This window comes from Duncaniella dubosii (assembly GCF_004803915.1).
Lineage (GTDB): Bacteria > Bacteroidota > Bacteroidia > Bacteroidales > Muribaculaceae > Duncaniella > Duncaniella dubosii.
Map to the genome: position 1 here is coordinate 1,400,733 of NZ_CP039396.1, position 22,314 is coordinate 1,423,046.

The window sequence follows — 22,314 nt, forward strand, 5'->3', positions numbered from 1 at the left end:
TAAAGAATGCTTATGGTAAGATGTGGTTGTTTTGACAGTTATTTCATGATTGCATCGGCGACGCGTCGGCCGAGTGTCTTTTTATCGAGCGGATGAATGTCGTTCCATTCGCCGAGATCGGAATTTCTGATGAGTGTTGCATTCGGAGTTTCCTCTGCGACTTCAGCCTGTACGCGACGCATTTCTGCCCAAGCCTTACGTCCGCCAGTGTCGGATGGATGTAGGAAATCGGCGAGTTCTACAATATAAAACGGCATCTCTGTATCGCCCGATGCCTTGCGCCAGTTGGAAATCATTGTTTTCAGCAACGCTCCATACTCATTGCGACGGCCTACGTTTGATTCGCCCTGATACCAGACAGTTCCTGCGACGGGGTAGTCTATTACCGGTGAAATCATTGCATTGTAGAGCACGGACGGTTTATAGCAATAGAATTCCATGCCCGGACCTTGTGGCATCTGCGCTCCGAGATGGTAGCGCCACTTGCCTTCAAGGCTTACAGATTCGTTTCCGACGATTATTTTATATGGTTTTTCAGCAACGAAATGGGGATTGCCGTTCTGGCTGATGACGCGGACGGTGACATTGTTTGTCCCCTCATGGAGAACACCTGCCGGAATGTTGTAGATGCGTGGAGGATACTGATAGCCTGTCGTGCCTACAAAAGTACCGTTGACATAGACCGAGTCGGCATCGACTATGCAACCTAAGCGGATTACGCCCGGTTTTCCTGCCATAGAGGCCGGAAGCTCGACATTCTTGCGCAGCCAGTGAGAGCCGTTGACCGGGTTAAGGCCGTCGTTGCTCCAGCGGTCTGTTCCGCGCCAAGTATTGTGAAGGTCGTCGCCGGTCACAGTTCCGTCTGTAAATGTTCCGCTGATAAGATCTGTCTGCGCCCATGACGAATCATCGAATTCGGGAGCATACCACTTGATTTCAGCATGAAGGCCGGGATCGCCTGACCACATCGCGGCATTCCAGCGTGAATAGTTCTCGCCTTCGAGACGCTTGATATTGTCGCGGTAAGAATCGTCGCTATATATGCGTTTTTCGTTGATTGCGCGCGGGAATGAAGAGAGAGCCGTTTCACTTATCCATGATTCAACCGGTGTGCCACCCCACGAGGCGTTGATTATTCCGACAGGCAAGCCTGTTTTTTCGTGAAGGGCTTTGGCGGTGAAGTAGGCGAGTGCAGAGAAATTCATTGCATCGTCATCGACAGATTTCCATGTGGTCGGACTCACGTCGTCGCGCTCGGTGGCAAAGTCGAATTCCTTTGGAACGACAAAATGCCGGATGTCTGCATTTTTGTAAGAAGCTATTTCCTCGGCAAACATATCGGTCACACGGTTGACCGGCAGCTCCATGTTGGACTGTCCGGAGCATAAAAGGACATCGCCTACGGCAACATTCGAGATGATTTTGTCGCCGACCTCGATGGTATAGGTACAGCCTGTCTTTAGCGCCGGTAGTGAGGCTGTCCAATGTCCTTCGGCGTCAGCCTTGACTGTGGTTTTGTTGCCTTTGATAACCTTCACGGTGATTTCCTCACCGGGATTGGCATATCCTCGCAGAGACAGTGGGCGGTCGCGTTGCACGACCATGCCGTCGGAATATATCCGGGGAAGTCTGACTTCGGCGTGTGCCGTCATCAGGCTAAAAACTGATATTATGCTTAAGGCGATGAATCGGGTCATGGTTTATGTTTGCAGTGATAAAGTTCGGTGGTATTATTTTTCGGAGGCGAAGATAGTTTATTTTGTTGAAATGTGGATTCTTCCGGCGTTACATATCCGTATTGATATGTAACATATCACTCATATTCGTATAATTTTACGTGGAGAATTTCAAAATCGTCGACACCGATACGGATGTGTCGCCCCTGATGGGTCTCATCGCCGTTGAGTGTGCGCACCCGCTTCCGGTTTCCATCGCTTTCGATTTCTATCTGTTCGACGGATGCGAGTCCTATGCGTTTCTCACGCCATCGGTCCGTGGATTCAGGCGTGCGGTCTTCTCCCGAAGCAAGAAATCCATCTTCGCCGAGAGTTTTTTCATATTGTCCGGAAGCATCCGAAGGTTCAAAAGCATATTCGGAATTTGCTCTAAAATGGGTATTACCGCCTTGGGATTTCTGTCAAAATATCACCTTAAATGTTGATTCAGACCGTCAGATTTATATTTTTGGCGGTAAATAGTGCGGAACTACGACAGACCTTATTGTAATGGTAACGGCAAGCTTATTGTGATGATGACATATATTATTGCCGGTCTGCCGTAAAGAGTCCTATTTTTTAGTCCTTACATGGCAGCCGTCAATTATGATTTCGCCTGTGTCGGCGAGATGACGGATTTCTGCGATTATGTTTTCACGTTTTTCTGCAATGTCACGCAAAAGCGAGGTGACTTCACAGCCCTCAGGCTGGTTTGCGCGGTAGACGATGGTTTTGCGAAGGTTTTCACGGCTGTCGGCCGTCGGTCTGTTTTTTGGCCTACGGGCACGGCAGACATCACATTTGCCACAATCCTGCGGGTCTTTTTCTCCAAAGTAGCGCAGCATCCCTTTGCCCGGCATTCTGTGGCCGAGAAGACAAACTCTTTCATTGCGTCAAGGCGCACGCGCATGCGCTCCCGTTGATGTTCGTAGACTTCAAGAGGAAGTATGACATGTTTCGGGAGTTCACGGGAAGTCGTATAATATATATAAGGTGTAGTCCGCCTCGGGATGTAGTGGATGGCGTGAAGCCGCGTGAGATAGAGGAGAGTCTGGTAGACTGTCTCGGTCGACAGCATTGTCGAGCGTGCGATGGTCAGCTCGCTTATGGGGACATAGTCGGCAAACAGGCCGGTGTAGGTGCGCAGTATACATTGAAACACCTCCTCGGCATCAGTTGTCATTTCAAGGCCATACAGTTCTTCCTTTTTCATGATAATCATGAGGCGGGAGGTTGATGTTGTCTCCTCGATGTATTCGATGTAGCCTGCGCGGCTTAACAGATGCAAGGCGCTTTGCGTCGGAATCGGTGGAAGGGAATATGTGTGGCAGAAGTTTTCGAGGCTGAATTCATAAAGCTGGCCGTAGCCGTCGCCTACAGCAACGTTGAGGAAGTTGCCCGCCAGCTCATACACATGGCTTATGAAGTCTTTCTCGGGGAAACTTTCGCTTAGTCGGCGCGAAAGTGTCGCTTTGTCGCGCGATGACGCGATCACGACTGCAAACGATTCTTTCCCGTCGCGTCCGGCACGTCCGGCTTCCTGATAATACTCTTCGAGCGACGAAGGAAGGTCGTAGTGAACCACCGTCCTGACATCAGGTTTGTCTATGCCCATTCCGAATGCGTTTGTCGCTACGATTACACGTATATGGTCATTTTTCCATGCGTTCTGGCGCAGTTCCTTGTCCTCAGGGGCAAGACCGGCATGATAGTAGTCGGCGCTTATGCCTTCCCTCGTGAGCAGCTGGGCTATTTCGCGGCATCTGCGTCGCGAGCGGACATAGACTATCGCGCAGCCCGATGTGGCGTTTAGCACACGAAGCAGCGTTTCCTCCTTGAAGTCGGCATAGCGGACGATGTATGATAGGTTTTCGCGTGTAAATGAACGAGCAAACACTCTCGGCTCTCTGAACCGGAGGCTGCGCATGATGTCGGCGGTCACCTCCGGGGTTGCCGATGCGGTCAGTGCGAGGATAGGCACATGCTCGCCTGTGATTTCGCGGAGCTTGGCAACTTTGAGATATGACGGGCGAAAATCGTAGCCCCACTGTGAGATACAGTGAGCTTCGTCGACCACTATGAGACTCACGTCCATGCTGCGGAGTTCGGCAATGAAATTGTCGTTTTGTAGACGTTCGGGGGAGACGTAGACGAGTTTGACTTTCCCAAGGCGGCATCGTGTCAGTCCGAGGTTGGCTTCGCGCCGTGTAAGGCCGGAGTGGAAGTAGACTGCTCTGATGTCGCGGTTCTTCAGATTGTCGACCTGATCCTTCATCAGTGATATCAGGGGTGTCACTACAATGGTAAGTCCCGGCAGCAGAAGCGCCGGGACTTGAAATGTGATGGACTTGCCTCCGCCAGTCGGCAGAAGTCCGAGCGTGTCATGTCCGTCGAGCACGGAATCAATGATTTCGCGTTGCATCGGCCTGAACGCATCGTAGCCCCAATATTGTTTCAGTATGCTCAGAGGCATAGGTCTGTGGCGAAGATCGGTTTTCGTGAGGACTGTTTCAGTCGAGATGTATTGCCTTGACGAAAAGCTGGATGGCAGATCCTCCTTTGTGCTTGTTTTCCTCGATAGTGTAGCAGATGCTGAACGGTTTGCCTGAATGGATATGGTCGAACAGCTGTGCGCTGTTGAACACTATTCCGTTCATTACCTTTCCGCATGTCGGGTCTACAAGGTCAAGTTTGATGTGCTCGCTGTGGCGGCCGACGAGTTTCGATGTGCCGAAATCAGTGACATTCCGTGTGCAGAAGACCGGTTTATTGTTGCCCAGGCCGAAGGGATTGAACTGTTTGAGAAGACCGAGAAACTCCGGAGTGATTTCAGAGAATGTCAGATAGGAGTCAATGTCGAGCTGCGGGGTGAGCTGGTCGGGGCGAATGTTGTCGCTGACAAACTGCTCGAAGCGCCGGGTGAATTCAGGGATATTCTCTTCCTTCAGTGACAGTCCTACTGCATATGTATGGCCTCCGAAATTCTCAAGAAGGTCGCGGACCGATTCGACAGCACGATAGACGTCAAATCCCTGTACCGAGCGCGACGAGCCTGTCGCCACGCCGTTTGAATAGGTCAGCACGACCGATGGCTTGTAATAAAGCTCTGTCAGTCGTGATGCGACAATACCGATGATTCCTTTATGCCAGTTCTTGTTATAGATGACAATTGATTTTTTGTCTGATAGCGTCTCGCTCTGTTCTTCAAGGATGGCGTTGGCTTCGTCGGTAATCTGCTTGTCAAGTTCTTTTCGGTCCTGATTATAGCGGTCGATTTCCTTTGCACGGGCATAGGCATCGGGTATGTCGCGCGACACGAGCAGGTCGACGGCCTCTTTTCCGCTCTGCATTCGGCCGGAGGCATTGATGCGCGGACCGATTTTGAAAATCACATCGCTGATGGTGATTTCGCGTGATGCAAGCCCGCAGATTCGGATGATGGCCCGCAGTCCCATGTTGGGATTGGAGTTGAGACGCTTCAGTCCGTGGTAGGCCATGATGCGGTTTTCGCCGACCATCGGAACGATGTCGGCTGCGATGGATACGGCCACAAGATCGAGCATCCCTTCCAGATCGGTGCATCCGAGTCCGTTGGAGATTGCAAACGCCTGCATGAATTTATAGCCCACGCCACATCCCGAAAGATGGGGGCATGGATAAGGACTCCCTTCGAGTTTGGGATTAAGTATGGCCACTGCCGGCGGAAGAGTCTCGTCGGGCACGTGGTGGTCGCAGATTATAAAGTCGATGCCCAGAGAGCGGGCATATTCTATCTCTTCGGTCGCCTTGATGCCGCAATCAAGGATAATGAAGAGCTTGACCCCTTGACGGGCAGCCATGTCTATGGTAGCCTTCGATATACCATATCCGTCCTCGTTGCGCGTCGGGATAAGGTAGTCTATATGGGAGTAGAAATTGCGCAGGTATTTATAGACGAGTGCGACGGCGGTTGTTCCGTCGACGTCATAATCACCATAGACAATAATCTGCTCCTTTGACCCCATGGCACGGTTAAGCCTGTGGACGGCTTTGTCCATGTCGGGCATTAGGAACGGGTCGTGCATATCCTTCAGCGACGGGTGGAAAAATTTTTCCGCCTCCTCGACAGAGGAAATGCCCCGTTGCACCAGCAGCTCGCTAATGGGCGGTACGCCGGCATAGCGCTTGGCCAGACCGGACTCCACTTCTTGTTCGTCGGATGTAAGGGGACAGTAATTCCATTTACTTGTCATTTATGTTGTTTCTTTTTTATTTCAAAAGAAGGCGGGAACGGGTCAATGGCTTATATGCCAGACCCATATAGAGGAAAAGAGGAAAAAACACTGAGGAGGTTGGATATCAGGGTAAAATTGGTAATCGGACACACCGTGCCCGTTCCGGCTTGTAAGCGTCGGAGACCGCTTTGTCTCCAACAAGGCACTATTACCCTACTATTTGCAAAAGTACGCAGAATATTTGGATAAATTGCCATAAGAAATGTTATTTATTTTGAAAACCTGTCTGCTCTATGGTAAAAGGAAAACGGATTCTTCATCATCAGTTCGAACCGATTGTCGCGATGGTGAAGAATCCGTTAATGAATAAAATCTGTATGGGGTATTATTTTACTTCTATGATAGCCCGTCGGTAGGAGCTTAGTTTAGGTGTTCCTGAATCGGAGACGGTAAGAATGATATGGATATTTTTGCCGGCGGCGTCATGCGGGATTGTAATTAAACAACTACTATTTTCTATTCCGTCAATTTTGACGTTCTTTTTGTAGCTGCTTGGTCCGTCATATTTGAACCATCGATAGGTGAGGGCATCACCATCCGGATCGGAGCTTCCGAAGGCGTCAAGCTTTAGTTTTTTACCTGCCTTGGCTTTGAGGATAAGAGGAGCTAAACTCCGTTTGCCGTTCAGTATTGCAGTCGGGTGATGATTGGCATCCTTGAATAGAGGAGTGACAGACCATATCATGCGTGCGGCAAAATCGTTGTATAGCTCTTCTTTCCATAGATTTATGGCGTTGACTCCCTCCGGAGCTGATCCATACATATAATAATCGTCGTAGATAGCTTCATCCTTCCCGCTTTTTACAATGAAGTCCATTCCTCTGATATTACGGCATTTTTCCTGGTCGAAGCGTCCTCCCCATCCTCCATAGTCAGGATGTTCCGGCGTATTTAATCCATTTGCGCAAAGGTAGAGGAATGCCGGGGAATCGCCTTCTGTCGCCCAGATTCTGTCAGGATAAATTGCACCGAAACTTCCACGGTTTTGTATGTTGTTTTTAGTCCAATTGTCATCCGGTGCCCAACCGTATATTTTGTCGTTGCGTATATATGTTATGCGGGGGAAATTTTTAGCTATCCATGCACCGGCATCATCTTGTCCGAGAACATCGTAAATACGAATTTTAGAACTGAATCTTTCAAAATCTTTTTCAGAACGTGTATTCTTTACTTTCCATATTGCCTGTGCGATTGTATTCATGCCTCCCCATGCCGTAAGCCATATCGGGCGCGGATCGTCTTTGTCAACTGCTTTTATTATCAGTTCAGAACCCGGAGAGTCTTTTCCTTCTCCGATTCCTGAAACATGAGGTTTGCTCTGTCCTCTGACTATTAGCGGATAGAGGACTTCCGGGCTTGGATAAGATTTGGAGTGTTCGCGCAAGTTTTCGTATACGTTGGCATAGGCATCCACAATCTCACGTATTTTTGAAGTATTGTCAGGAGTCTCTACCCACGAGGGGGAGCTTATGATACCTTCTAAGTCAATGCCATCTGCGCACGTTAGCAAATGGATTAGGGATTGGGTATCATCAGGATCAGCACCACCGAGGTCAGTAGTTACAATGAGCCTTGCCTTGTCGGAATTGTTGTTTGCAGTTTTGACTGTCTTTCCATTGGTGATTAACGTGACAAGGATAAGAAAAAATGTGAATATGTAGCGCATAGTCATATTATTTTACGTTTATTATCACTCTTCTATAGCTCTTGAGATTGAAATTCCCGTCATCAGTGACTTCGCAAATTATATGGATGCTTTTTCCGCTGTCGCCGGCTGGAATTAATAGTGATGCTGTGGCTGTGTGAGCATCCTTGACTACAGCTTTCCCGTCATAGTTGCTTGCCTCAGGTAGAATCCACCATTTTATCTTCAGATTATCATTGTCCGGGTCATAAGATTTTGAGGCATCCAGCCGGACACTCCTGTTTTCAGCTGATTTGATGATAACCGGGTCGAGACCTTTTTGTCCGTTGACGATGACTATTGGATTTCTGTTTCCTTTTCCCGTTGCAGCCCATTCCATTCGTGCCGCAAAGTTATTGAAGATTGATGGATAGAAATATTCTTCATACTTCCGGGATATTTTAGAAACATCTTCCGATGTGTTATTATAGCATACGGTGCTTTTGTCATTGGATAATGACTTTTTGAAATATCCGCCATAGCTTCCCTGTGCCGGGTCTTCCGGATTACTCAGTCCTACAGGCATGATGTAGAAAAAAGACGGGCTGTCTCCCTCGACGCCCCATTTATAGTGGGGATATACAGAGCCGAGGTTGCCTTTGCCTTGTATATGTGTCTCATAATCTTTCCAGTGAGACGCTCCGATATAGTTTTGAGAGAGCCATGCGCTTTCATCCCATATAAACATTAAACGCTCGCCGAAATTTTCTCTCATCCATTTGTGGGAGCTAAGCTGATGTTGCTCCCGCTGTCCCCAGTCAACATCCTGATCGGTTATTGAATAGATTCTTATTTTATCAACAAATTTTTCCAGACGTTTACTGTCACCATCGTTTTTTATCTTCCATAAGGCTTGTGCAACTGTATTCCCTCCGCCCCAGACAAGAATCCAGATTGACCGTGAATCTTTTTCCTCAGCAAGCTTTATCAATAGTTCTGATCCGGGAGAATCGTTGTCCTTTCCAAGTTTGTCGACTCCGAGAGACCGACTTCCCATCATAGTACGTTTTCTCAGGTATGTCGCGCTTGGCCAGTAGCCAATATTTTGGGTCTGTTCCTCTTTTGTGATTGACTTGAATTCGGTCTGGTCGGAACGCCGCATGAGGTTAGGCAAGTCTTTTTCGTAGGCGTCAATAACCTCATTGGCGAATTTAGCCCATTCGACCGGATAAGTTCCACCGCTGCTATTCCATCCGCCACTTGTAATTATTGCTTCTATTTCAAAAAGATCAGCATGGGAAAGAAGCCGGACTAAAGATTCCATGTCATCGGCCTCTACATCGGCCGGAGCGATATCGGTGAGGACTACGATTCTTGGTTTAGGTGTATTGTCGATAGACGGTGTTACGGCTTTAGCCGTGAATATCGAAACTGATAAAGACAGTAGGAAGGTGATAAAATTTTTCATGTTTCGGATTATTAGAAATTATGATCATAACTTGCTTTGCATCATTGCAAATATACACATGCTCCTTTATTCACAAAAACGATGTGACAAACAGGTATGGTTTTTGAGTCAAATATATACTAATTAATCCGAAGCCACTGGACTAAGCTTCTTCTTTTTCTCCTGTAATATGTATATCGAGCTGAGGGAAGGGGAAAGAGAGTGATGGATTGGAAGTGATGGCGTTGTAGAATTCCTCGTTGTGGTCGAAGAACACACCCCAGAAATCGGCGCTTCTGACCCATGCGCGGACTGTAAGTGTCACAGCGGAGTCGTCGAGTGAGGCGAGATAGACCACAGGAGCAGCCACGCTCGGCCCGTCGGCAGGTTTCTCCTGAAGGACTCGTTCATCCTTGGCGAGCAGACCGAGAAGCAGTTCGCGGGCCGCCTCGACGCTCTCGCCGTAGGCGATGCCTATTTTCCATTCGACACGGCGGTATGCTTGTGTCGAATAGTTGTTTACGCTGCCGGTCGAAAGTCCGCCGTTTGGAATGATGATTGATTTGTTGTCGGCGGTACAGATGATGGTGTTGAAGATCTCGATGCGTGTGACTGTTCCGGCAAATCCTTGAGCTTCAATGTAGTCACCGACTTTGAATGGCTTGAGAAGCAGGATTAGCACTCCTCCGGCAAAATTCTGTAAAGTTCCGCTCAATGCCATACCGATTGCGACACCGGCCGAGGCAAACAGCGCGAGGAACGAACTTGTCTCAAGTCCGAGGATGCCGATGACGGTGACAATAAGGATGAAGTATAATACAATCCTTACGAGGCTCATTATGAATGTGCTCAGCGACGGATCGACATTGCGCTTCGAGAGGATGTTGACCACAAAGTTATAGAGCTTCTTGATTATGTATTTGCCACCGTAAAAAACGAGGATGGCTATGGTCAGCGAGATAGCGAAATGTATGATGTCGTGGACAAGCGTGTCAATGAGCTGATCGAAAGACATGTTTTTAAGTACGCTTTCTTCGGCTTTGACTGAAGGAATTGAATCAGTCGGCAGAAAATCGAATTGTATCATGTTTGGTATGCAAAATGAGTTTAGATGATTATCAGTTGTTTAGGACAGGAGCTTTTGATACTACGTCATTCCACCATAAAGTGTGTGCGCAGCCGTGATAATCTCCGTGGTTTCCAAGGCGGACTATGTATGAGCCGAGACCACAGTAGCGGTCGATGCTTATGCCTGTGAATTCTCTTGATGTAGTGGCTTTGTAGACGACTGTCGCATCGAGTGCCGACCGCCATGCTTCGAGCAGGTCAGGACGGTTGGCAGTCAGAACCTCCATATAGGCTTCCATATCGTAGACGGGGTGACAGTCATTGCATCCGGGTGTGTCAAGTGTGTTTCCGAAGAATCTGAGATGCGATTTCGACAGCTCCTGCACAAACCACAGTCGTGGCGGAAAATCGGTTTGTGTGAGATATATCTCGCGTGTGGCATCGGCAAGCTTGTCGAGTGCGGAGGTGTCAATGACTGTCATCTGGCAGCTATAGTTGCCGGAACGGAGGTTGTAGTATTCAAATGTATTTGTAGCCATCGCCACTACATCAGGTTTTTCCGTGGCGAAAAAGGCCGGTAGATTCAGATGGTAGGGCATTCCTTCGCCTTCAAGTTCGGTGGGAGAGGCCACTATATAAGGAGTGTTGTGGCGGAATTCGTAGGCGATTTCTGCGGTCCCCATGAGGCAGCAGTCAAAATAGATGAAAGAGAAGTATTCGCCGTCAAGAGCCTTGCGCATGGAAGTGAGTGGCATCCACTTGTTGCGGTCAGAGCCATACGACCTTTTGACAGGAGCGGAGGCTCTGCTGTCGATGTCATAACTTCCGTGGGTCATCCATGCGGTAGCGTGTCCCCAGAATACGAGTCCATAATCGGATGCTGGTGCATATTCTTTCATGTCTGAGAGCACTTCGCGCATTCGATTGGCCTCAACCGAATAGATGTCGGGAGTGTCGGGGTATGTTTTGAGAGTGTCAAGTCCCTGTTTGGTGACTTCAATCAGCAGCGGGACATTTCCTCGGTCTGTCCCCGGGCGGTTGTGGTAGACGAGCAGTCTGCCCCCATTGAGACCACCATCCGCAGCGCCTTTCACCATCTCGTTGAGGTCTGCGCGGTTAAGCTGGTTGTATGAGCCTAAATTGTTGTCGGCCACCATATAGACGAGTACCGTTCGTTCGACAGGTTCGCCAGGCTTGGGGACGGGCGATGGTTCGTCCGTATCCTTGCACGCCGTAAATTGGCAGGCAATTATTACTGTAAGTAAAAGATTCAGAAGCTTTTCAATCATTTCGGACTGTTGTGACGATTTTTAGGTGTGTAAAGACCGTGGCTGGCATTAATAAGATTGAAAAATACTTTCGATTAATCACACAAGAGTTATTTCTTCTGAATGAGGTCGAAATGCCCTTGGAGGATACCTTGATAAATGCCAGAGACATAGTTTGCAAAGTTAGGATTTTTCTTGGCAGCTCAGTATCTATTTCATGATTTTTAACGACTGCTGAAATCATTGATAAAAAGGGATAATAAGAGATTTTCTGAAATTTTTGTCACAAATATTGCTGCTGGCTGTCAATTTGTATGTTCATCTCTATCACAATTCAACAAAAATGAAAACAGTCTTTTCAAAATTTGCCGGAAGACTCGGCTGTATAATCGCTTATGCTTCAGTTGCGATGATGGTTTTTCCATATACCTCATCGGCTGTCGCTCAGGACAAATCTGTCCCGGTCGACACTCTTGCTGAAAGCGTCGGTCTTGGCGAAGTCGTCGTGCAAGCCCCTAAGGTAATCCATAAGGCGGATATGGATGTGCTTTTCCCTTCAAAAAGTGCCATAAGCCATTCTCAGAATGCAATGGGGCTGTTGAATCATCTGATGATTCCGACTCTGAATGTAAACGAGATGGCCGGTTCGGTCAAAAGTGGGGGAGAGGATGTTGAGATACGAATAAACGGCCGTCTGGCGACCGTCGACCAGTTGCAGACAATAGATCCTTCGACGGTGAAACGCATAGAGTGGATTGATAATCCCGGTGTAAGATATGACGGGGCAAACGCAGTGCTCAATGTCGTGGTGTCTAATCCGACGGTCGGAGGTTCTTTCATGGCGCAGGGCATGCAGGCGCTTACGCAGCCGTGGGGAAACGGTTATGCCGACCTCAAGCTTAACAGTGGACGTTCGCAGTGGAGCGTAGGTTTTCAGGGGCGCTATACGAACCACGTTGATACATATCGTGAGTATGAAGAATCATTTACTTATTCCGATGGCACCTCCGTTACGCGGACCGAATCGCCGCTTTCAGGCTACGTGTCTCAGACAAATTTGCGTCCGAGGCTGGCATATAGCTATATAAATCCTGACAAGACGGTGGTCTGGGTGGAGATCTCGGCTAATAAGAGCTGGCCGATGGAGCGTTCCAACACCGGCCGCATGTCGTTGTCTAACAGTCCTGAGTCTGTCATTCTATACGAACGGGAATCAACCTCGGGCACTACTCCGCGTTTCAATGCCTATATCGAACAGTCTTTGCCGTCATCACAGACCATAGCGATTGATTTGAATACATCTGTGTTTAACGGCCGTTCGACACATGACTACGTTGAGACCGACGAGGCTACCGGCGAGATTATGACCGACACATATACGTCCATCAAGGACTGCAACAGGACTCTCAGTGCTGAACTCGACTATGTGAAGCGATGGAACAGAAGCAGACTGACCGCCGGTGTCCGCTACAGCATGGCGCGTAACCGTGCTACCCGCGAGTCAGGCTCTGTCACCCGGCAGTATCTGGACCGTACATACATGTTTGCCGAATATTTTCAACAGGTCTCAAAAGTGAGCCTGACCGGCGGCCTTGGGGCGCAATATCTCGATCAGCGCACGAGACATACGGGCAAGGGCACTTTCTGCTGGTCCTTCCGTCCGCGTTTTTCGGCGAGCTACCGTCTCGCCCGCAGCTCGCAGTTCAGGCTGAATTTTTCCACATGGCAGACCACACCGTCCCTTTCACAGACCAATGCGACTCCACAGCAGATTGACGGTTTCCAGTATCAGGTCGGAAATCCTGATCTGAAAGCCTATAATAATTATAGGGCAGCCGTTCAATATAACTTTAATTTCCCGAAGGTGACAGGCCGTTTCGAAGCACGCTGGACACGTTCGCCACACCAGATAGCCCCCTATATGGAGTGGAAAGACGACAATCTGTTGACATATTTTGAAAATAGCAGGGGATTGACAGCGTGGCGATTCAGTTTTGCTCCTCAGATTGAAATAATCCCGTCAGTCCTTACAGCGAAAGGATCGTTGAAATATTACATGGCCAAGAGTTCCGGCCGTGGCTATGTCCATAAATGCCATAATTGGAGCGGAGATGTGAGCCTTCTCGCCTATTATGGAAATTTCAGCTTCATGGCCAATTATGAAGTAAATCCGGCTACCCTTTCAGGCGAGACTATTTCAACCGGTGAAAGGACATCGACCATCGCGCTGAGCTATAAATGGAAAGGTTTCATGGCCACGGCTGGTATGCTTATGCCGTTCAATCACTACAGCATGCAGACCGAGTTGCTCAACCGCTATAATTCTAACCGGAATGTCTTGCGTAGCAAGGGTTTCGACCGCATGCCGTTCATACAGGTTGCCTATAATTTTAATTGGGGTAGGCAGAAGCGCGATGTGTCAAGAATCATTGACGGAGAAGATGATTTACACACGGCTCTTTCATTTAAGACAAAAAATAGAGACATATCTTCCCTTACCCGGTTCATTTCGAATCGGGTAATTTTATTGATGTTGTATGTCAGGGATTTATCTTTTTGTCAAAATCTTAATTTTTTCATTTTTGGCACAGGAACCGCATGAGTTTAGTAAAGCTCATTGAGACATGCCTCATGAGCTCTGCCACTCCTTTTCTTTTGTCCGACCGCTTTTTGCGAAGCCCTTTCCATATTGAAAATACCGAGAGGACTATTCTCTGGATGGTGTCAAGATTGCGGGCAGCTTTAGACGACTTACGTTTGATCCTGTCTTGCAGGAGATTGACATCCAGCCCCCAGTGCATGCTCTCTATCGACCAGTGGTCTCGCACATATGCCCCGAGAGCGGGCGTGTCGGTTGGCAGACTGCTCACATACAGCCTTTTTTCGGAGGTATGCGCGCCTGTTGACTTCCTTACCGTGTCGGCTTCATATTCTATTATCGTCATATTGCCGCCCCATTTCTCCTTGTCTGCTATGACTTCAAGCCCGTCGTAGACACGATAAGTCCGGGTCTCGATTCTGCCGTGTCCGAGTTCCGGCCCTTCGGTATATGAATAGACGGGCGTGAGCCCCTCAAGTCTGTCTTCCACGCCGTAGCGCAGGGAGCGCTGGTTGGCCTTGAGTTCTATCAGGAAGTCACCGCCTTGCTCCCTGATTCTGTCGATTATCTCCTTCTGCATGGACATGGCGTCTGCGGTTACGATCTTTCCGGATATGTCGATTTTGTCAATCAGTACCGGGACTGCCTTTATCTCGTTGCTCTTTTCCTGACATGCTTCCGTTGCCACTGTAATGCCGGCATTGAAAGAATATGCCGACACAATATCCGGATTGCGCCCGTTTTCCTGAACGGTGCCACGCTCGGCCTTACCGTCCACACAGACTATTTCCCTGTCGCGGCACGCCTTAAGCAGCTCATTGCGGAAGCCCTCGGCGAACGCCTGCATCCTGTCGGCCATGGATAAATCGTCGACACCGTTCTCCACCCGACAAAGGGTAGCCTCCGAAGGGATTCCATTCTTCAGTAGACCCATTTTACGGAGTTTTTTGAGATTGTGTCTGCCGAACGCTATTATATCAGCACGTCCGACATACCCGCAGGTCCGTCCCAGTATCATCAGAATGATGATGTCACTGAGCCGGTGACGGATGTTTCCTTTATCACACCTACGGAAATCAGGGACTGACCAGGCAAAATTCATCAGGCGTTCCAGGATACTGCCCTGTGGTATGAATTTATTTAGTACTTTTGCGGCATGATTGGGCTTACGTGCCTCAATCGAATGTTTTTGGTCAAGCGGATCCATTTTTGCGTAACTATTTGATTTTCACCTATAAAGTTACTAAAAATCTGCCGCTTGGCCAAATTTTATGAATGCTTATTTTATTAATAATCAGGGAAATAGTCACATCTATACACGCAGGATGCCCTCTATAAAATAGCACATTCATTGAGTGTGCAACGTATTCTTAAATGAAAGAGCCGTGTGATTTACAGCAATCAAAGGCTGCCGGTCGATAATAAAATCAAAAAAAATCATTAATTTTGTCACAAATCAGACGGAAGAATGTCATAAGAGTGATTGCCGTCCCCGGACTATGACGGACAGTAAGAGAACGAAAATGGACATTGTGACCTTCAAAGAGATATTTATCCCGATGAATCGTCTGCTTTACGGGCAAGCGTTGCGTATGCTTCGCGACCCCCTTGAGGCGGAAGACATGGTTCAGGATATATATGTCAGCCTTTGGGAGCGCCGGTCGGAACTTTCCGGCGTAGACAATCCTCAGGCTTATGCTGTGACAATGTTGAAGAACCGTTGTCTGAACCGTCTGAACTCACAAAGATTCACCGAGGATATTGACAGTATGCAGCTTGAAAGAGAGTCAGACATGCCATCACACCATGTCGAACTTCGTGACCGGGTCGGGGCTGTGATGAATCTCATCGGAGAGCTGCCCGACCGACAGCGTCAGGTAATCCTCATGCACGATGTCGACGGATATCCTAAAGAGGAGATTGAACGTGTCACAGGGCTGTCAGCCGACAATGTCAGGCAATTGCTTAGCCGGGCAAGGCGATTTATAAGGAATCATTTTTCCAAAGATTGAAACTGGTAACAAAAGAATAATGAACATAGACACCATATCCCGTCTCAGGGCGCTGCTTGCCGCATATTATGCCGGAGAAACGTCTGAAAGCGATGAACGCGAGCTTCACCGTTTGCTCGGCGACGCTTCGCTTCCGGATGAGTTTGAGGCAGACCGGCGCATGATATCGGCAATGTCGCTGTTTGCTCCTTCTGATGGATTTGAAAAGAGGCTATCAGATAAAATTGATCAGATGGCCACTGATGAAACCGGTCGGAGAAACCGGTCAGGCCGTTTTAATATCACACTGTTGCTTCGGGTGGCAGCTTCGCTTGTCGTCGCCGTGGGTGTCGGTGCGACGCTCTTCTTCCACCGGCCGCAGTCTGGCAGCGACCTCACTCCCGAAGAGGCTTATCTACAGACAGAATTTGCCTTGGCGGTCTTTGCCGATGCCCTCAACAAAGGCTGCGACGGAATCAGGCTGGCCGAAGGTTCTGCGGACGATGGGGTTCAGAAGGCGCTTGCCTCCATTGGTATCATTGTGGATGGAAGCGGTATAGTGGAAAACGATAAAACGATATGACAATGAAACGGATATTCATCATCATTATGCTGGCGCTTGCGGTTGCCGTAAACGCACATGCCGATACGTCTCTCTATGAGAAGTGTGAGAAGCAAAAAAGCCTCACCACTGTCTATGTGACCAGAGCTATGCTCGACATGGTTGTCAATACCCAGCCCTTGGATGAGAGGACTAAAGCCCTGTTGAGCGAGAACATAGATAATGTGCTTATCGTGACAAGCGAAGTTGACAAGGGCATTGAATTTCTGGCGAAACTAAGTAAGGATTTTACCTCTAAGAATGGTTATGAGATGCTTATGCAGATTAACGACGGGAAGGAAAATGTGAATGTCTATCAAAAAAAGATTTCCGTCGGAAATAATCAGTATGTCGTTTCTGTCCGAAGTGAAAAGGAATCCGTAATGATTGTTATGGAAGGCATGCTTAAACTTGAAGATATGGTCCGTATGACAGGTGTCATGGATAAAAACAGGGCTAAAAGCAAACTAAAAAGTGCAAAGCCCTCAAAACCTACAAAATAAGAAAACGACAAACTTAATATATTATTCTAATTAATAGACTACGAATAAGCGATGCGTGCCCGTGAGAGTACGCATCGCTTGTTTTTTACGGATGTGGACTTGTTGAAAGCCTATTTTTTCTTTTTCAATCGGTCATTATTGACTTTTATCACGAAAACGATTATAGATGATACTGTCGTAATCAGGTTTGTGATTATAAGAGGCCAGTTGTCGATCATGAATCCTTGGATAACGAAAAATATACTACCGAATCCAAGCAGAAGGAACGTAGGCATCGCTATGCCGTCGGTGTCGCGTGTGCGTATGGTATAGATGGCCTGTGGAAGATAACCGCACACCATGCAGATGGCGGCGGCGTAGCCTACGATGTTGATGATTAGAGGTGACATGATAGGGAAGGTGTTAAGTTTGAAGTATTAAGTATGAAGTTTTTAAGAGTATGGTGGGAGGTGAGGAGACATGAGTGGCCACAAAGGAGCGTTAATGATATTTTAACGTCGAATGGGTCAGTTATGTTGCCGTTTTTTCTTAATTTTGCAATTTCCCAACCATTCGATTCCGCCTATGCGTTCCGTTTCAGCTTTAAGGCTGCTTTTTATATTTGTCATGACCGTCTTTTTGGCCGCATGCGCGAGCATGGGGCGTCCTGAGGGCGGACCGCGCGACATGACTCCTCCTGTTTTCGTGCGTTCGAATCCTCGTCCCGGTCAGTTGAATGTTTCCGGCAACAAGATTATTGTCGAGTTTGATGAAAATGTCGCTCTTGACGATGCTATGAATAAAGTGGTGGTCTCTCCGGCTCAGCGTACGACTCCGGTAGTCAGTGCCAACGGTCGTCGCGTGACTGTCGAGCTTCGCGACACACTGAAGCCTGATGTGACATATACGATCGATTTTGCTGATGCCATAAAGGATCTTAACGAAAGCAATGTCCTCGACGGTTTTGCCCTTGACTTTGCCACCGGCGATTCCATTGACTCGCTGCGTATATCAGGAATGTTGTTTGAAGCCCGGACATTAGAACCGGCACAAGGGATGGTGGTAGGTGTCTATTCGAACCTTTCGGACACTGCCATAAAGACTCTCCCTCTCGAACGCATCACCAAGACAAATCAGCTCGGTCAGTTTACATTGCGCGGACTGAAAGCAGGTACTTACCGTATATATGCGCTCAACGATGTCAACAGGGATTATCATTGGGACCGTTCGGAAGATGTCGCGTTCTATGATGTGACCGTGTCACCGTCGTCAGAACCGGCTCAGTTTGCCGACACTCTGATAAATGTGGCTGGCGAGGACTCGATAGTGATGCGTGACGGAACCCGTTTCCTGCCCGACGATGTGTTGCTCACGTGGTTTAACGAGGGATATTCGTCGCAATATCTGCGTAATTACGGACGTTCTAACAAGCATATCATCGATTTTGAATTTTCAGCTAAAGCTGACACTCTTCCGATAATCAAGCTGCTCAACAGCCGGCGCGCAGGTGAGGATATTTCGCAATGGGCCGTGCTTGAAGCCAATCAGACGCTCGATACGCTCCGATATTGGATTACCGACACTGCGCTCATGGCTATGGATACGCTTATGGTCGAGGCGCGCTATCTGATGACCGATACCCTTGAACAGCTTTCAATGACGGTCGATACCCTGCGGCTTGTCGACAAGGGGGCACGAAACCGCAAGCGGCAGATGGAGAAGGAAGCACAGCAGCGTGAGAAAGAGCGGGCGAAAGAACGAAAAGAACTCGAAAAGCAGGGTGTTGACCTTGATTCGCTGGATGCGGCCGATACTATTCCCCCACGTCCCGAACCGATAAAGTTCAAAGTGACTTCGGCTGCAAATCAGGATGTCCACCGTCCTTTGTTGTTTGCATCGGAAACGCCGGTGGCGACTTTCGATTCCTCGCTGTAAAGCTGGAATATCTTGTGGATTCGACTTGGTATGCGGTCGATGCCCCGGTGATCAAACGTATTTCACCGCTAAATTCACTGAAGTTCAAGGCTGATTATAAATGGTCGCCCGGAGAGAAGTATCGCCTGACAATCGATTCGGCGGCCATATATGACATTTATGGTCTTGCGAATGATTCGATAGTCCATGAATTTACGGTCAAGAAGCTTGATGAGTATTCGTCGCTATCGTTCAACATAACAGGTCTTGACGGGCGTCCGGCCGTTGTCGAGGTGCTTGACGGGTCTGATAAGGTGGTTGCCTCGGCTCCTGTCAACGGAACAATAGGCAAGGTGGAATATCTGTCGCCCGGGACTTATTATGCCCGTTTGTTTATCGATTCTGACAGTAATGGAGTTTACACGACGGGTCTTCTTGATTCTATACAGCCTGAGGAGGTCTATTACTATCCCAAGAAAGTAAACCTGAAGAAAAACTGGGGCGTGGAGCAGTCATGGAATATCTATGAACTTCCGATTGATATGCAGAAGCCACTGGAAATCAAGAAGAACAAGCCCAAGCGCAAGCGTGGTGAGGAAGTGCCCGGCAATGATGAGGACGAAGAAGAGGATGAGTTTTTCGATGATCCATTCATGAACGCCGCTAATAGAAATCAGCTCGGGAACACGAATTTCGATGACCGTCGCAGGAGGTGACGCATCGTTTCGGATACAAAAAATCGCTCAGACAGTAATCTTTACTGTCTGAGCGATTTTTTGTATCATTCCCTATGCCGGTTTACATTCTTACTTTGCTTACTTGGTTGCCCTGATGACGGATGAAAATGCCGTTTTCAGGATTGGCGACGCGTATGCCCTGAAGATTGAAGTATTCTACCGGGGCGTTTGTGTCATTTGCCTCAATGCTTTCTATTGCGCTCTCAGCTCCGGGATAGTTCAGAGAAATAAGCTTCTGATCGGAGTTTACGACTAACTCTTTGGCGTTGTTGATTTTGGCGATGTCTTCAGCTGTGATAGGGAAAGTCATGGTAACGCTTCCGTCTGAGTTCTCAACAATAGTCGCCTCGTCGTTTGAATGAAGAGCACTCCATGAATTATCACAAATCTGAGCCCATGTTGGCATTTTTGCAAATACGACAGATAGTTTTGAGGTTCCTTCCGGGATGACTGTGAACACATTCGCACCGCAAGCACGCTCGCCGTAGCAGATTACATTCGTAGGATTGAAGGCATCCGGGATACGCTCTACTTTGGTTATGGTGCAACCGCCGTCGCCTTGCACGAAAATTGACCCGCTGGCATTTTGCAGCATTTCATCAGTGACACCTACTATAACAGAATCGGTGGCCATGTCGCTGTATCCTATTTTTGCTGTGCCCAATAGATTTGCCCAAGAGCTGTTTTTTACCAATACCTTTCCGTCTGCGCTTCCGGGTGCAGAGAAGGTGTATTTAATGGCATCGCCGGCATTGAGCTTGGCCGGATTTATAGTTGCTCCACTGTTCCAGCCCGATATGACAAGTTCACCTTCAAACAGAATGTTGGGGTCGATGTCTTCAGCGGTAATTAGGTCGACGGAGGTGACTACTATATTCTGACCCTGTATAATGGGTCCGGTGTTTTTAAGCTGACTGGCTGCCGTGGCGTTGAGGTCCCATGACGCGTCTGTGCCTGTGGGTTCTGGAATCCTGTTCCGTCAAGCTCGGGCCATCCGGTTGTATTGGTTTTGACACCGAGATTGGTGTAATTGATTGCCGGGTCGAGAGTCATGTCGACAGTGATGTTTACGACGAGTTTGCTTCCTTCGGATGCGGCGGTAAATTCCGAGGCGGGGACGCTTACATTGTCGCCCCAGCCTTTAAGCTGAGTGTTTCCTTCCCATACTTTGATTGTTGTCGCCGAAATAGTCATGGATGCGGCAATAGCCAGTGTGCTGACGAGTAGTTGTTTGATCATAAGCGTAATAATTAATGGTTGATGTTGGTAGTTAGATGGTTTGAGATTTGTAGTTTAATTTAAGGTAAGAAAGCGCACACTGCGGTTTCAATGTGCATTTTTGCAAATTTATGCAAAATAGTGTGTGTGAAATGATACTATTTTATCCTATTTCTTGCATAATCTTTCTTGGCGCATAGAACGGCTGCGGGTCTTAGGCTGATGTATAATCGGCGAAATGAATGGAATTATTTTCCTGCAAATTGCGCAAGTTTTTGCATTTCAGTGAAAATTCGTAAATTTGCACCTCAGTTATGAGCGCCATTGAAGACATAAGGCAATCCCTCAAGTCAGAACTTGAGCGGCTGGACACATTGATCAGCCGTACGCTTGATTCGTCAAATACTTTGATGAATCAGGTGATTGGCAACTATTTGGAGCATAAGGGGAAGCAATTGCGCCCGATGCTCGTAATGCTGACTGCCCGGCTTTTCGGCGGAGTAAATGACGATGCGCTTACGGCGGCTGCTTCTGTCGAGATTCTCCATAATGCTTCATTGATTCACGATGATGTTGTCGATGACTCTGGCCGTCGTCATGGACATGCGACCATTAATGCCGTGTGGGACAACCACGTCGCAGTGCTCGTCGGCGATTTTTTTGTTTCCAATGCCCTGAAACTTGCTACCGAGACAGAGGATTTGCGTGTGATACGCGCGATAGCCGATCTTGGAAAGCTCCTTTCGCTTGGCGAAATGGACCAGATTTACAATGCCCGTTACCATGAATTGAATGAGGAGGCTTATTTTAATGTGATTTCCCATAAGACAGCATCACTCTTTGTGACCTGTGTCTCTATGGGGGCATATTGTTCTGGGGTCGATGACTGGCGTCTTGATGCCATAAGGGAGTTTGCGGAGTTGTTCGGGCGCTGTTTCCAGATAAAAGACGATATTTTTGACTATTTCGATTCGCAGGTCATCGGTAAGCCTACAGGCAACGATCTGCGTGAGGGAAAAGTGACTTTGCCGCTTCTCCATGCTCTTTCCAACGGTGCATCGCCTGAAAGAGATGAGATGCTCAGCCTTTTGCGTGAGGACCGGGTTCTGTCAGATAGCGATATCCGCCGGCTGATTGCATTCACACACGAAAACGGAGGTGTGGAATATGCCTATGCCACTATGGAGCGGATGCGTGCAGAGGCTGTTGCTATTCTTGACAAGTTTAACTCGCCGTTGACTTCACAGTTTATTTCGCTGCTCGACTTTGTGATAGCCCGTGAAAAGTAGTGGAGGTGTGAGGTTGGATAAAGTATGATTTAGTATGTCTGTCAGTATGACATGTGTTAAATACTGTGATGATAAAAATACAATAAT

The 22,314-nt window shown here is 48.1% G+C and carries 17 protein-coding genes and 2 pseudogenes; 7 read left to right on the forward strand and 12 right to left on the reverse strand.

Features of this window, described 5'->3' with window-relative positions:
- Positions 1-38: 38 nt before the first annotated feature.
- From E7747_RS06110 to E7747_RS06145, 8 genes and pseudogenes are all read right to left on the reverse strand, one after another.
- Positions 39-1,697 (reverse strand): sialate O-acetylesterase, encoded by a 1,659-nt coding sequence (locus E7747_RS06110; protein ID WP_228449271.1) that lies wholly within the window; start codon positions 1,695-1,697, stop codon positions 39-41.
- Between the two features lie 116 nt (positions 1,698-1,813).
- A pseudogene (locus E7747_RS17465) lies at positions 1,814-1,990 on the reverse strand (DUF5597 domain-containing protein); the annotation flags it as partial.
- Between the two features lie 297 nt (positions 1,991-2,287).
- Positions 2,288-4,188: pseudogene (locus E7747_RS06120) on the reverse strand (RecQ family ATP-dependent DNA helicase).
- A gap of 37 nt (positions 4,189-4,225) precedes the next feature.
- Entirely contained in the window at positions 4,226-5,947 is a 1,722-nt protein-coding gene (recJ, locus tag E7747_RS06125; protein WP_136414765.1) for a single-stranded-DNA-specific exonuclease RecJ, read from the reverse strand.
- Between the two features lie 367 nt (positions 5,948-6,314).
- Positions 6,315-7,655 (reverse strand): DUF1593 domain-containing protein, encoded by a 1,341-nt coding sequence (locus tag E7747_RS06130; RefSeq protein ID WP_136414767.1) that lies wholly within the window; start codon positions 7,653-7,655, stop codon positions 6,315-6,317.
- A gap of 7 nt (positions 7,656-7,662) precedes the next feature.
- The gene (locus E7747_RS06135) at positions 7,663-9,081 is read right to left on the reverse strand and encodes a DUF1593 domain-containing protein (protein WP_136414769.1); all 1,419 of its coding nucleotides are present in this window, start codon (positions 9,079-9,081) and stop codon (positions 7,663-7,665) included.
- A gap of 142 nt (positions 9,082-9,223) precedes the next feature.
- Positions 9,224-10,147 (reverse strand): mechanosensitive ion channel family protein, encoded by a 924-nt coding sequence (locus E7747_RS06140; protein WP_136414771.1) that lies wholly within the window; start codon positions 10,145-10,147, stop codon positions 9,224-9,226.
- Positions 10,148-10,178: 31 nt separating this feature from the next.
- Positions 10,179-11,417, reverse strand: a complete 1,239-nt coding sequence (locus tag E7747_RS06145) for a clostripain-related cysteine peptidase (RefSeq protein ID WP_136414773.1) — start codon at positions 11,415-11,417, stop codon at positions 10,179-10,181.
- A 322-nt stretch (positions 11,418-11,739) separates the two neighbouring features.
- Here E7747_RS06145 and E7747_RS06150 point away from each other — a divergent pair, with 322 nt between their 5' ends.
- Positions 11,740-13,998 (forward strand): TonB-dependent receptor, encoded by a 2,259-nt coding sequence (locus tag E7747_RS06150; RefSeq protein WP_136414774.1) that lies wholly within the window; start codon positions 11,740-11,742, stop codon positions 13,996-13,998.
- On the opposite strand, the gene E7747_RS06155 is transcribed toward E7747_RS06150, so the two are convergent.
- Positions 13,973-15,202, reverse strand: a complete 1,230-nt coding sequence (locus E7747_RS06155) for an ISAs1 family transposase (protein WP_228449113.1) — start codon at positions 15,200-15,202, stop codon at positions 13,973-13,975. The genes E7747_RS06150 and E7747_RS06155 overlap by 26 nt on opposite strands.
- 316 nt (positions 15,203-15,518) lie before the next feature.
- Between E7747_RS06155 and E7747_RS06160 the strand changes: the two genes are divergently transcribed.
- The 3 genes from E7747_RS06160 to E7747_RS06170 are packed head-to-tail and all read left to right on the forward strand — an operon-like array spanning position 15,519 to position 17,090.
- Complete coding sequence (locus E7747_RS06160; protein ID WP_168185253.1) at positions 15,519-16,007, forward strand: RNA polymerase sigma factor; 489 nt, start codon at positions 15,519-15,521, stop codon at positions 16,005-16,007.
- Positions 16,008-16,026: 19 nt separating this feature from the next.
- The gene (locus E7747_RS06165; RefSeq protein ID WP_136414778.1) at positions 16,027-16,569 is read left to right on the forward strand and encodes a hypothetical protein; all 543 of its coding nucleotides are present in this window, start codon (positions 16,027-16,029) and stop codon (positions 16,567-16,569) included.
- 2 nt (positions 16,570-16,571) lie between these two features.
- Positions 16,572-17,090, forward strand: coding sequence for a DUF4252 domain-containing protein (locus E7747_RS06170; protein WP_168185254.1), 519 nt, complete (start codon positions 16,572-16,574; stop codon positions 17,088-17,090).
- Positions 17,091-17,200: 110 nt separating this feature from the next.
- Here the strand turns inward: E7747_RS06170 and E7747_RS06175 are convergent, their stop codons facing one another.
- On the reverse strand, positions 17,201-17,479 hold the full coding sequence (locus E7747_RS06175; RefSeq protein ID WP_123613641.1) for a SemiSWEET family sugar transporter: 279 nt from the start codon (positions 17,477-17,479) through the stop codon (positions 17,201-17,203).
- A gap of 217 nt (positions 17,480-17,696) precedes the next feature.
- Between E7747_RS06175 and E7747_RS06180 the strand changes: the two genes are divergently transcribed.
- Positions 17,697-19,004, forward strand: coding sequence for an Ig-like domain-containing protein (locus E7747_RS06180; RefSeq protein WP_168185255.1), 1,308 nt, complete (start codon positions 17,697-17,699; stop codon positions 19,002-19,004).
- A 14-nt stretch (positions 19,005-19,018) separates the two neighbouring features.
- Complete coding sequence (locus E7747_RS06185) at positions 19,019-19,699, forward strand: hypothetical protein (protein WP_136414783.1); 681 nt, start codon at positions 19,019-19,021, stop codon at positions 19,697-19,699.
- 82 nt (positions 19,700-19,781) lie between these two features.
- On the opposite strand, the gene E7747_RS06190 is transcribed toward E7747_RS06185, so the two are convergent.
- Both E7747_RS06190 and E7747_RS06195 read right to left on the reverse strand, forming a co-directional pair.
- On the reverse strand, positions 19,782-20,354 hold the full coding sequence (locus tag E7747_RS06190) for a hypothetical protein (RefSeq protein WP_136414785.1): 573 nt from the start codon (positions 20,352-20,354) through the stop codon (positions 19,782-19,784).
- A 236-nt stretch (positions 20,355-20,590) separates the two neighbouring features.
- Complete coding sequence (locus E7747_RS06195) at positions 20,591-20,959, reverse strand: hypothetical protein (RefSeq protein WP_136414787.1); 369 nt, start codon at positions 20,957-20,959, stop codon at positions 20,591-20,593.
- A 293-nt stretch (positions 20,960-21,252) separates the two neighbouring features.
- Here E7747_RS06195 and E7747_RS06200 point away from each other — a divergent pair, with 293 nt between their 5' ends.
- Positions 21,253-22,227: a polyprenyl synthetase family protein gene (locus E7747_RS06200; RefSeq protein ID WP_136414788.1), complete on the forward strand. Its 975-nt coding sequence runs from the start codon at positions 21,253-21,255 to the stop codon at positions 22,225-22,227.
- The last annotated feature ends 87 nt before the right edge of the window (positions 22,228-22,314 follow it).